This window comes from Danxiaibacter flavus (assembly GCF_041060425.1).
Classification (GTDB): domain Bacteria; phylum Bacteroidota; class Bacteroidia; order Chitinophagales; family Chitinophagaceae; genus Danxiaibacter; species Danxiaibacter flavus.
In genome coordinates this window covers 446847-459939 of sequence record NZ_JAULBC010000002.1, presented here as the reverse complement: position 1 = coordinate 459939, position 13093 = coordinate 446847, and the positions used below count along the sequence as shown (strand labels likewise).

The 13093-nt window shown below is 42.3% G+C and carries 7 protein-coding genes; all 7 read right to left on the bottom strand.

Annotated features, from left to right (window positions below; translation table 11 throughout):
* Position 1 precedes the first annotated feature (1 nt).
* The 7 genes from QTN47_RS07550 to QTN47_RS07520 all read right to left on the bottom strand — a co-directional run bounded on the left by QTN47_RS07550 (position 2) and on the right by QTN47_RS07520 (position 12997).
* Complete coding sequence (locus QTN47_RS07550) at positions 2-1630, bottom strand: MGH1-like glycoside hydrolase domain-containing protein (protein ID WP_369328739.1); 1629 nt, start codon at positions 1628-1630, stop codon at positions 2-4.
* A gap of 50 nt (positions 1631-1680) precedes the next feature.
* On the bottom strand, positions 1681-3717 hold the full coding sequence (locus QTN47_RS07545; RefSeq protein WP_369328738.1) for a beta-L-arabinofuranosidase domain-containing protein: 2037 nt from the start codon (positions 3715-3717) through the stop codon (positions 1681-1683).
* A 260-nt stretch (positions 3718-3977) separates the two neighbouring features.
* Entirely contained in the window at positions 3978-6080 is a 2103-nt protein-coding gene (locus tag QTN47_RS07540; RefSeq protein ID WP_369328737.1) for a glycoside hydrolase family 127 protein, read from the bottom strand.
* A 21-nt stretch (positions 6081-6101) separates the two neighbouring features.
* Positions 6102-7697: a RagB/SusD family nutrient uptake outer membrane protein gene (locus tag QTN47_RS07535; RefSeq protein WP_369328736.1), complete on the bottom strand. Its 1596-nt coding sequence runs from the start codon at positions 7695-7697 to the stop codon at positions 6102-6104.
* A 53-nt stretch (positions 7698-7750) separates the two neighbouring features.
* A complete protein-coding gene (locus QTN47_RS07530; protein ID WP_369328735.1) occupies positions 7751-11119 on the bottom strand; it encodes a SusC/RagA family TonB-linked outer membrane protein in 3369 nt (1122 codons plus the stop codon).
* 164 nt (positions 11120-11283) lie between these two features.
* Complete coding sequence (locus QTN47_RS07525; RefSeq protein WP_369328734.1) at positions 11284-12270, bottom strand: FecR family protein; 987 nt, start codon at positions 12268-12270, stop codon at positions 11284-11286.
* A 127-nt stretch (positions 12271-12397) separates the two neighbouring features.
* A complete protein-coding gene (locus QTN47_RS07520) occupies positions 12398-12997 on the bottom strand; it encodes an RNA polymerase sigma factor (protein WP_369328733.1) in 600 nt (199 codons plus the stop codon).
* Between the last annotated feature and the right edge of the window lie 96 nt (positions 12998-13093).

Here is a 13093-nt window from a genome sequence, read left to right as displayed (position 1 = left end):
TTTAGTTGAGCATTATTTCAGCTTTTTGTAAAGAAGTTGAATGATGTACCTGTTTGCCATTAATCAGTATATTGAACCCCTTGCCCCGGCTATATTTCTTTCCAGTCTTATCGAAGAAAATTGTAATTATTTTGCCATGGTATAAAACGTTATCCAGGCAGAAGTAATCCCACTGATCTTCACTTATAAGCGGATGGACAATTAACTTGTTGTCTGTAGATGGACGTATGCCAATCAACCCAGAAATAACCAGATCGCAAAAAGTTGAATGGTTATAATCTTTGCCGCGCTCTTTGCCACCTTTGTCTTTCGGCCATGGAGATCCGTTCCAGTTTGCCAACCTTGTTCTTGAGATCCAGTCTCCTGTAAATGGATTCAGATTTTCATCGATCCATGGAATGGTTTTGCCATTGTCAAGCGTCCGTCGCTGACTGTTGGAATAGATGCCCATCAGTTCGAAATAATCTTTTTTTGTTACCGGAGAATTCTTGTAGTTGTTTAACACATTGGCCATTGCAGTTAATGTTTGCGCAGTAGCATAAGGCCATGAAGGTCCGTTCCACTGACATTCATGATCGGTATAAGCAACGGAAAAATACTTGTGTCTGCGTTCACATGTTGTTGGTCCGTATGGCGCATTGAATCCGGATGTATCTTTTAACTGCAGCCATGCATTTCCATAAATGTTGTTATCATCGGGAAGATTAAAATACCAGGGAACAAAGCCAATCAGCTCTCTAACGGGCATGGGCTTTGCGTCATCTGTATCTTTGTCAAGTGGAATTGTGCCAAAAAAATGCAAACTGTCGCTCCACAAATTTTGTTGCACTTTATGTTTAATATCGGCAGCTTCGGATAAGTATTGTTTTGAAAGTTGTTTGTTTCCGGCGTTCAATGTCAAGGTGCCTAGGGCCCTTGCATCTCCATACATATAACTGTTAATGGTTGGCCTTATGCCTTTGTAACCATGAGCGGGAAGGCCATTGTTGTCGATCTGGCCACCCACACTCACTTCCATACCATCAGCTCCATCAACCTGCCAATAGAGATTATGCACCTGCTCACCATGCGTTTCCTTCCATGCCTCGTAGTTTTTTTCAAGCTTGCTTAAAATATCTTGCGACGTTGTGACAGAATTGTGTACCGAAGTGAATGCCAGCCACGCATCAGCGGACCAAAAGCTATAGCGTCTCAAATTATCCCCCGCGTCATTTAACCAGAAATGCATGTAATCGTTCAAAAAAAGGCTATTATGCAGCCAGCGGCCTTCATAAAAATGATGCGAAGCAGCACAACTGATCGTATTGTATTTTCCTGCCCAGGAAACGTCCGGCAAAAATTCGGATATCACAAAACCGGAGGGTGTTTGTTTGATATGTTTCCGGTATGTCCACCACCGGAAATAATAAGTTTCTTCCAATTGTTTATCGGGACACTCAAAAAAGGGGATATTGTTTTCTAAAAAAGTCCAGGCCTGGTTGTTGGGCACAAATTGTTTATACAGTTCATCATCATTTGCATTAAAGCTATCAATGTAATGTTTAAAAGATGCAGAAGACAATACTTTGCTTTGTGCAAAGATCGCCGTGCAGCTAACGATGAATATGTATAAGCAGGTTGCAAATTTCATAACAGCATAGTTAGTAACGGCGTGAACAGGTGCATTCACGCCGTTTAAATTTATCTTTTTCCTACTACCGGAAATTGTGAGATACGTAATTGCGTGCAGCCATAAGGGATTAGTTCAATGTCATCTTCTTTATCAGATTTCTCCAGCCTGTATGTTATGCTGTAAGGAATTGGTCCTGTCATTTCGTTGTATAATTGCCACGATGGTATTCTGAAAGCTTTTGTCTTAAGCGTAACCGGAGCATTTTTCTGCGTCCACGGATAATCTGCTAAAGCAGATTTCTTTTCCATTTGAAATGCGGATTCAAGCTTGTCATCGGCAACCAGTACCAATCCGTAATTCCATGGCGATGCAGAATGCACTTCATAGTAGTAATCACCAAACTCTTTTGGATCTTTTGTATTGCTTACTTTCTTAACCTCTTCCTGCATTTTTAACGCATAAGTGATCGGCCCGCGCTCGACTGATACAGAATTTTCGTACCATGTATTTTTGAAAATATGCATCGGTAATTGAAGCTCCACTACATCACCTGATTTCCATTCGCGATTTATTTTGGCAACCTGGTTGCCTTCAACTTCACGCACAACATTTCCATTCACTTTTATGGTTGCTTTTTTACACCATTGCGGCACGCGCAGGTGAAAAGGAAAGTTTACGGATTTGCTGTTTGATGGGAGTGTTACTGTAAACCTGATGCTTTCATCAAAAGGATAATTTGTTTCTTCCCTGATGTTTACTTCTGTTTTGTCTCCTACCAATGCTGTTACACTGCTTGCGGAATAAAGTAATGCCGCAATTCCTTTATCGGCTGTGGCATACCAAAGGTTCTGCGTGAATTTTGGCCAGCCCTGGTGCATGTTCGATGTGCAGCACGGATAACCGGACAGCAGACTATAGCAAACATCCGTTCCATCATGATTGACATCGAAGTTGCGCATATGGCGGGTTGCCATCACCTGGTTGGCCTGTTGAAAATACTGGCGGTTCACAAAACCTTCCATCACTTGAGACGGCAACGCATTGAACGCAATTTTTTCGATCTGATCAGCGTAATCAACATCTCCACTTACTTCCAGAATACTTTCCAGGCTGTACATCATTTCAACCGCAGTACATAACTCTGAACCTTGCGTAGGATTGGCACCATGCAATGCTTCGTCTCCTCCATACAGCCCATGCGCCATTCCATTGAATTTTCGCAGATCACTGAATCCTTTTTTTGTGGCCGAGATATATTTTTCTTCTGGATGTTGTTGGTAATAGATCATGGGTTCCTTAATACCCTGTGCAAGATTTACACCGTGAATGCTTCCCACAGTCTGTAAAAGGTCCGTGTTGAGAAAAGCATTGGTGTAATCAAAAGTCTGTTTGTGTAACAGATCACCAAGATCAAGCAAAAACCTGTCACCGGTAATATTGTACAACCAGTAAACGATCATTAAATTATCACCTGCGCGGTATTTCGCCCAGAAGGTCCAGTGATCAAGTGGTTTTGATGGCAATTCTTTTAGCTGGTACTTAAAATATTTTGTCATCAGGTCAATCACTCTCTTATCATTCGTTGCTTCATAATATTGCTTCAATACTTTAAGCATAACCATTTTGGGCCACCAGTCGCGACTGTTGTCGCGTTGAATACCGGCTTCATGCGGATAGTCTTTTGAAGGACCAAAATAGCCATCCGGTTGCAGGCTGTTTAATGACCATTCAACCCATGGCTTAACCTTTGCGATCAGCACAGGATCTTTCAGAATGTATGCAAGTGGCAAGAGCCCGTCAATCCAGTAAGGTCCGCGTTCCCATTGGTCTCCGTCGCCTCCCAGCCAGCCATTCCTTTGATTCATCACCAGCGGATATAATTCATCCAGATGTCCTGTTGCGCCTTCTTTTTGTTGCAGGAGCATTGTCTTCAACCATCCTTCCGGTTTAATAGCACCTAACGGTAGCTGGATATATGTTTTCTGCTTCAAAGGAACTCGATTATTGATGTAATTAGCCCCGGATTTATTGGCAGTAGTATTTTGCGCATTGGCCAGAAAAAATGTAATCAGTCCGAACGCGACTAGAAAATAGAACCTTTTCATTAAGAGATTTGAAATTTGAGATTTGAAATTTGAGATTATCCAGTTCATCCTTAAACTGCCAATACAGGCTTTTTAATTGACAATAACGATGCTGCATTTTTCACTTTTGACTATTCACCATTCACTATTCATTGTCCTTTCCTTAAGAGGTCACGAAAAACAAAGCAATCCTAAAATCAGGTACTTCGTACTTCGTAAATCGTACTTGATAAATGCCAATTATTCTTAAGGAAACGACATTGATTCAATATTCACTTTCTTTATTTCGTTCCCACTCTTACCTCAGTCGCTCTTCTCGGCATCCATACCTGCATTTCACCTTCACCTCTGTTGGCCCAGCTATAGTAGGGAATAGCGGTTACTTTCCTGCTGCTTGTCTCAACGGTTTTGCCATCGTTGGAAACTGTTACTACCGGAGTTTCTGCTTCAAGCGTTACTACTCCCTGTAACAACGAAGGATTGTATTCAGCTCTAAATATGGCATCGTCAGGAACGATGATATTCATTGTATTTCCGCCATTGTCAGGATGCTCAAAACAATAAACGATCGGGCCTCTTTGTAATGCCACGCGATTCACATTTTCTTTCACATCAGGAATCGCAATCACCTTGTTTACCTGCATTGGGAGGTTGATCGAGACTACATCGCCTTTTTTCCATTCTCTTTCAATTACTGCATAACCTTTTTCCATTGTATATGGTGTTGGTTTGCCGTTGACAAGTATTGCAATAGAATCAGCCGATGAAGTGTTTGCGACATTCATAAAAAAGTAAGTATTGCCGGGAACAGGTTTGTTTTGTGTCCACTCCGGAATGCGCACATGCAAAGGGAAGCTGACTTTCTTATCAGGAGAAACTGTCAGTGTAATATCGCCTTTCCATGGATATGTAGTTGTTTGTTGTAATCCAACTTTTGTTTTTTTAAGCGGAATTGTTGTATTGCTTCCAACAAAAAGATTAACCCAAACGCCGTTGTCAGAAGTTGCATAAATATAGTCACCAAGCGAAGCTACCAGGCGTGCTATGTTAGAGGGGCAGCAGGCTGTTCCAAACCATTCGCTTCTTTTATATCCACCATCGGAAGCAAGCGGATTGCCATAGAAGAAATGATCACCACTTAAAGCAAGACCGTCCAATGCTCCGTTATACAGACTCCTTTCCAGCACATCCATGTATCGTGCGTCACCTGTTAAAAGGTTCATGCGCTGGTTCCAGAAGACCATTCCCACTGATGCACATGTTTCACAATAAGCGCTGTGATTGGGCAGATCATAGTCATGCGAAAAACCTTCATTCCGTCCTGAGGAACCAATACCCCCCGTGATATACATGTTGCGATAAACCACATCTTCCCAAACAGTTTTCATCGCTTTCATATAACCGGTATCATTTTTAGCTGAAGCCACATCTGCGACTCCTGTATATAAATACATGGCCCTGACTGCGTGACCTGTTATCTCAGATTGATTTTTTACAGGAACATCATCCTGGCAATATTTTGGATCTTTCCATTGGTCCCATATAACTCCTTTACCATAGCCATGTCCACGTTCCTCAATGTACCATTCAGACAGGTCAAGATATTTTTTGTTGCCTGTAGTTTTGTAAAGTTTAACCAGCGCCAGTTCTATTTCTTCATGACCGGAAACCCAGTGGCGGTTTTGCTGACGGAAAGTTGAATCGATATGATCAGCAAAACGAATGGCTACATCCAATAATTTTCTTTTGCCTGTCGTATTATAATAGGCAACAGCCGCCTCAATCAAATGGCCTGCACAATAGTCTTCATGCTTTTCCATATCGGTCCAGCGCTTATCCAGTCCGTTCAAAGTGTAATAAGTATTGAGATAGCCATCAGGAAGCTGGGCTGCCGCAATCTTATCAATCCATTCATCTGCCGTCTTTTCAACGGTTGCATCAGGTTTATTCTTTAATGAATAAGCTATCGCTTCAAGCGCCTTATAAACATCGGAATCATCAAAATAAATACCTTCATGTTTTTCCCCTTTTTTTCTTGCAACCTTTTCAAAATTGCGGATGCGGGGAGTTTTGACTTCTGTCTGATCGATGCAAACCGGCACTGTTACGGTTGCGATCTTTTCAATGCGTGGCTTCCAGAATGCATCATTAATCTGGACCTGCGAAAAATTTACTGGCTCTATTTTCGGAAACGCAGATTGTGCTTGTGCCACCTGGCATCCCAGCACAAGGGCGATGCCGATGCTGATCTTGTTATTCATGTTAAGCGTCTTTAGGTGCAAATAATAAGGCAAGGGTTGCATGTTGCTTTGCCTCCGAAGGTATGTAATTGTACTGTTCCAAACAGTTACACCTGCTTCAGGAGGCGCCGCAACATTTGCCATGAAAAATAAGAGTGAAGGTGTCTATTGCAAGTTTGGATTTGCATTTACTGCGGACTGCGGTATCATAAACGTTTTTCTGTCATCACCTGTTGGCTTGTGTGAGAGCCAGCTTTTCTTTGTATACACGCCAAAACGAATATCATCCCTTCTGCGATGTCCTTCCCAGGCAAACTCCCAACCAAGTTCGTCAAGCATGCCGCCGTAAGGGATGGGAGATGTGTCGCCCGCATCTACTATTTTATAATTTTCTACATAGCCATACTTATACCTGCTGTTTGCTGTTAACTGTGCTGCAGTTACCGTTGCTTTTCCCGGATTGGCTTTAAAGGCTCTTGAACGAACGTTGGATACAACTGTTGCAGCCTCACCTGCATTGCCGGTTCTAAGCAGGCATTCTGCTTTCATCATTAATACTTCGGAATAGCGGAAGAACGGAAAATCATTACTCAGGCTTCCGCGCGCGCCTGTCTTCACTTCAAACTTATTCATGCGGTAGCCTTCTGACTCTCCTGTGTACAAACCATCAGGAATATCTTTTGTAAATACCAATGGTTTGCCGGCCTGATCGTATGATCCTTTAAGCGGTGTTACTCCGTCTGATGCAAATTGTGGTCCATACAGCCATGTGTCTGAAAGACGGCTATCCTGTGCATCGTATGTATCTATAAACTGTGAAACAGCCATTGCAGAACCAGAACCCCATGGTGTAGCCTGCATATTCACTTTATCTTTTAATGCGCCGTGCCAGGAGTACATGTGCGGCGATTGTCCTCCAGCCTGGTTTTCATCAAAAGGAATCGAGAACACAATCTCTGTTGAGTTCTGATTATCTGTAATAAAATTGCTACGATAATCAGCTTCTAATTGATATTTGTTGGATGCGATGATGTCGTTACACTGCGTAAGACAATCGGTCCATTTTGCTTCACCTGTATAAACCTCAGCGTTTAGATAAACATTTGCCAGCAATGCTTTAGCTGCCCACTTGTTGAAGCGGCCGTACATCAGCTGATTTTTGTCTTCGCTTAAGCCTGGAATAGCCTGCGTTAATTCTGTTACTACTAAGTTGTAAATATCCTTCCTTGTTGATTTTGCAGGAAGATCTTTACTTGTGCTGGTGATCAATGCGGCGTCTCCAAAGTTGTCCATTATCAGCCAGTAAAAGAAGGCTCTTGCCGCCCTGATCTCAGCGCCGAGTGCTTCTTTTGTAACGCCGGATGGCAAAGGAATTTTATCAGCATCCAGTTGTTCCAATAAGCTATTGGCATTAATAACACCGGGGTACAAGCTATTCCACATATTGGTTAATTGCGGATTCTCTGAGTTCCACGTATGCAGGTGCATTCTTTTGTAAATTCCACCATCGTCCCAGCCCGATGCATTGGCAGGCATTACCAGTTCGTCGCTGGATGTTTCATTGGCCATGTAATAGTTAACGTGATTAAAGAGACCTCGCATATTCGCATACAGTATGCCTATCGCCTGGTAGGCATCGGTATATGTGTAAGTTTCTTCCGTTACATCATGATACACTTTTTCATTTAAATCCTTGTTGCAGGAGTAACCACAAGCTGCAGCAAGGGAGAAATATATAATGTAGTTTTTTATCCGTTTCATTTCAAATTGTTAATGCGTTATAAAATATAACCGTTAAGCCTTTATGCTGCAGTTTAAAAGGTAAAGAATGCACCCAGTGTATAAGTGGTTGTTGCAGGGTATCTGTACTTGTCATCTACTCCCGGATCCATTCCCAAAATGTTCACTTCCGGGTCAATCCCTTTATATCCTGTAAAGGTTTTGATGTTGGAAGCGGAACCATATACCCTGATCCTTTTTACATACTTTGATTTGATTGGTACATTATAGCCCAGTGTTATATTATCAATTTTCCAATAATTGCCATTCTCTATGTAGTAGCTTACGTATTGCAGCTCCTGGTTGTCAGCAAGCACATGTTTTCCATACACTTTGTCGTATGCATTAGACAGCAGGTTACCTCTTGTGAGCATTACAGGCACTTCGTAGAACATACGTGGAGAGTTCAATATCTGGAAACCAAATGCGCCACGCATGGTTATGTTCAGATCAAAATTCTTGTAAGTGAATGTATTATTGAAAGCCAGGTATGTTTTAGGTAAACCGTTGCCCAGGATCTGTTTGTCATCAGCCTGTTGTTGCGCGATTGGTTTGGGCTTGCCATCTTTACCCTCAATGATCCAGTGGCCATCTTCATCTACATCTACACTTTTAAATCCCCAGAAATTACCGATTGGCTGACCAATCTGTACGCGGTGTGTGGATTGTTGAATGGGCTCGCCGGTATAGCCTTTATCAAAATAACCGCTGGCTAACTGGAAGTTCTTGTCTGATAATGACAGCATTTTATTGCTGTTGGTTGAAAAGTTAACCTGCGTGTTCCATACAAAGTTTTTTGTCTCAACCGGAATGGCATTCACCTGGATTTCCAATCCTTTGTTTTCCATTGATGCGGCATTCGCAAAAATGTTGCTGTACAGGTAAGGTGGTGTTGCTACCGGATAGTTGAACAGCAGATCTTTTGTAGTGCGCTTGTACACGTCAATTGAACCTGTGATACGGTTTTTCAGGAAGCCGAAATCAAGACCGATGTTGGTTTCTTCTTTCCTTTCCCATCTCAGATCGGGGTTAGGGTTTTGAGCAAGGTTAACTACCTGGATCCATTGACCGTTGATGTAAGTGTACGTGTCGAAGTTTAATCTTTTCAGTGATTGATAAGGCGCCGCAGGTTCGGTACCGGTAATACCAAAACCACCTCTCAGTTTTAGTGCGCTAATAAAACTTACATTGCTCATGAAAGCTTCTTTCTGGATGTTCCATCCTGCAGAAATAGCGGGGAAGTTTCCATATTTGTAGTTGGCGCCGAATTTAGACGAGCCTTCGCGGCGAATACTTGCAGCCAGCAGGTATTTTTCCTTGAACGCGTAGTTGAGTCTTACAAAATAACCGATCAGTTTATTTTGCTCCTGTGTAGAAGATTCCGGCGCCTGGCCTCTTTTCAAAGCCAACCCTGCACCCATGTTGTTGTAAGAGAACTGATCTGTCGGAAAGTCCCAGTTTTGCATCCAATAATCCTGGTAGTTCAATTCACGCCAGCTATAACCAAGCAATGCTGTAAGATGATGGTCACCAAAGAATTTGTTGTATGTGCCGGTAAGTTCCATGAGGTCCTCCTCTGTACGTGTAGTACCTCTTGATGCATAACCATTTTTGCCATCATGCACATTGGAGTAATGTTTCTTTGTTTCAGAATAACCTCTTACGCTGTTGTATAGATCGCGGGAACCAAGCAGTTTAATACTAATATCGTTGATAGGGGCGTAAGTAATCGTTGCTGAAGTTCTTAGATTCGTATTCTGATTTAAGCCGTTGGTTTCCTGTAATAATGCGACCGGGTTAGCATAATCTGTTTTGTCCGTATGTTCTGTCCAGCTTCCATCGGGTTGTTTAATGGGATCTGTGGGATTGTATGTAAGTGCGTTTTTGTAAACGGTAGTGTTATAGCTGCCACCATCAGATCCTGAGAAATAATGTTGCTCATAGCCACTAAGATTGGCATTCAATTTTAGCTTTCCATCAAACATCGAGTGATTTACTTCAATGCGGGGATAAAGCAAGATGTTGTCTGATTTTTTGATAATGCCATTTAAATTCCTGTAGTTGAGGTTCGCGATATAACTTGTATTCTTCGAACCGCCTTTCAGGCTGATATTGTACACCTGTGAAATAGGTGTTTGTGTTATCTCATCCAGCCAGTTTGTGTTCGCTCCGTAGTCGTACGCGCCGGGTTTACCTTCAGCCACCAACTGACGGTATTGGGTGGGATCCATAAATGATAACTTCTTGGTAATTTTCTGTGTGGTAACATACGCGTTCAAATCAACTGTCGGCTGCATGGCGCCATTCACTTTTTTTGTTGTGATAAGAATAACACCATTTGTACCCCTCGTTCCATAAATAGCGGCGGCAGAACCGTCTTTCAAAACATCGATGGATTCAATGTCTTCGGGTGCAACAGTAGTCAATGTTCCGGGAACACCGTCAATAATAACAAAAGGAGATGTGCTGGAACTGATGGTTGTAATACCCCTCAGGTTAATCTGGGAAGTGCTTGTAGGGTTGCCGTCGGGTGTAACAACAGCCAAACCTGCAACCTTGCCTCTAACAAGTTGTGCGGCGTCGGTAACTGCGCCTTTTACAAAGTTTTCAGACTTAACGCTTGCAATAGCTGCAGTAACATCCGCTTTTTTCTGCGTACCGTAACCAACCACCACCACTTCATTCAAACCGGTAACTATCTCTTTTAAAACGACATCAACAGGAGTGTCGCCGGTAACTTCGCGGCTTTGCTGTTCATATCCCACATACAAAAAATCAAGGGTGACTTTCTCATCAGAAACCGAAAGGCTGAATTTGCCATTCTGGTCGGTTGTGGTACCTATGGTTGTATTGTGCACCATTACAGATACACCCTGTATAGGGTCGCCTTTTTCAGTTTTTATGGTTCCGGTAATGACAGTTTTTTTCAATGCAGCCTGCAATAATTCCTGCAGGCTGACGTCGGAAACGGTGGAAGTATTTTTTGCAGGCTTGATGGAGATTACAATGTTTCCGCCAATTTGCTCGTATTGCAGCGCCGTGTTCTCAAAAAGAAGATCAAGCGTTTCTTTTACCGAACGTTCTTCCGCCGGAATGTCCTTTATCTCAATATTTATAACGTCCTTCTTGTTATAGGCAAAAGTGAAAGGCGTTTCCTTTTGTATCTTTTTTAAAGCATCCAGCAGGGAAGAATGCTTTACTTCCAGTTTAACCTTTATCTTGTTCATGTCCTGGCCGTTGGCATCTTTAGCCAAAAGCATGGTAGCAGAACAGGATACAAGTAGCATGATAAACAAACTCAATCTCATAAGACGGAGCAACCTTTTGTTGTTTTGAAAAAGCAGTTTTTTCGCGAGAGGCACGGGCGTGCCGGACCATTCTCCTGCAAATGCAGAAAAGTTCATAAATTTGATTGTTTAAATAGTTTGGCGAAATTGTTTAAATCGCCTCCGGCCATCCATGGCCGAAGGATCGCAAAACCGTTTTGGCCTCGACTCCAAAGCGGTTTTTTGTTGGTGGTTTTAAGGAGAGTGATTGTAGTTCATATTTTCTGTTTTATAGCAGGCTTTTAATTGGGAGTTATTATTATTTCGTTTCCTTTCCTGGCGTAATGCATGCCGTTTACTTTAGTAATTACATTCAGCATTTCATCAAGCGTTTCGTTGTTGTGAAAAATTACGGTCACATGCTTTTGTTTTAGAGCTGTGTCTGTAAAAGAGAATGATACGTTGTACTGCATTTCCAGCGCCACCGCTATTTCTTCCATCGGCAGGTCGTCAAAGATCAATTCTTTCTGTTTCCATTCAACCGCTTTATCTGCGTTAACTGTCTGTTTTACACTGGCGTTTTCGTCAGCGTTTACAGTCACTTGTTGATTAGGTGTAATGATGGCTACAGGGTGATGGTTGTTTTCAACTTTCACTTTTCCCCGGGTTACAGTAACTATAATATTCTTTTGATAGGCATTAATGTTGAAAGCTGTACCCAGTACAGTAGTTGCAACAGATCCCGTATGTACGATAAAGGGTTTATTTTCAAGATGCTGAATGTCAAAATACCCTTCGCCGGTCAGGTAAACTTCTCTCGTTTTTCCATTGAAAGCGGGCGACCAGGTTAAGGTTGAGCCGTGGTTAAGTACTACACGGCTCCCATCCGGAAGCTGAATATACCGGCGATTCTGTGATTGGGCAGCAGCCATAATATTCTTTGAAGGACGAGGAGTGGCTGCCTGCTCCTTGTTGATAAAATACCAACCTAAACCTGCCAGAACTGCGATGGAAGCTGCTACAGCAAAGCGTTTCAGCATAACTTGTACGCGTCGCGGTTTCGGAATTGCTAATTCTCCATGTGATAATATATTCCGGAATATTTCATCCGCCTTGTCGTCTGATTGTTTGTACAAAGGCGTAGTGTTCCAGGTTTCCTTTATCAGGTCATGAAGCTGTTCTTCCGTTTGATTTTGGGTGATGTATTCTGACAATTCGTTGTATTCAGCAGAAGTTATTCTGCCGGAAACATAACGGTCATACAAATACTTGAGTCGTTTAGGTTGCATTTTCGGTTATTTGAGAAATCAGTTTGAAAGACCGGCATTCTGTTTTGAGGCCTTTACATCATAATGACGACGGAGAGAGAGGATAGGAGTAGGGCAGGTAAAATTTTTTTTGAAAAATGCTGTGCACTTAGAAAAGATATAATGAAATGACTGCAAGATGCAAATGTGGCAGCAAATGTTTCCTCATCGCGCGTAATGCCTGTACCAGATGTGTTTTAACGGTATTGGTTGAGATATTAAGCTGGCTGGCTATTTCCTCGTGTTTCAGGCCTTTTTTGCGGCTTAAATTGTAAATGAGTTGTTGTTTGGGTGAAAGTGTATCGATGGCTTCATCAACAAGGTGGTCATATTCCCTTGCCAATAACAGCTCCTCTGTTTCATTCGTGACAACTGTTAACGGAACCGCGTTTTTGAAAGTGTTTTCGCGCATCTGGAACTTGAGCGCATCTATCATTTTGTTCCTCGCAACGGTATACAGCCATCCCCTGAAATGTAGAATGCCATTAAGTTGATCGCGCTGCAGCCACACTTTCAGGAAAACATCCTGTATGATCTCATCCGCCAGTACCTCATTTTTAAGCAGGTGCATGGCATAAGCATATATAGGTTTCCTGTAATAATCAAAGATTTCACGGAATGCATATTCATCACCCGCTGCAATTTCCGAAAGAAGTCTTTTTTCGTTAGGCAATGCAATAATGGTATATGGTACGTTGCTGCTATTCATGTACACATACTTGTTTTGGGGATGCTGCCAGCGTCAGTGGCCATTGGTTACAGTCTGATTTTGGCTCCGCAATCGTTTACGTTGTAAATATAAGTA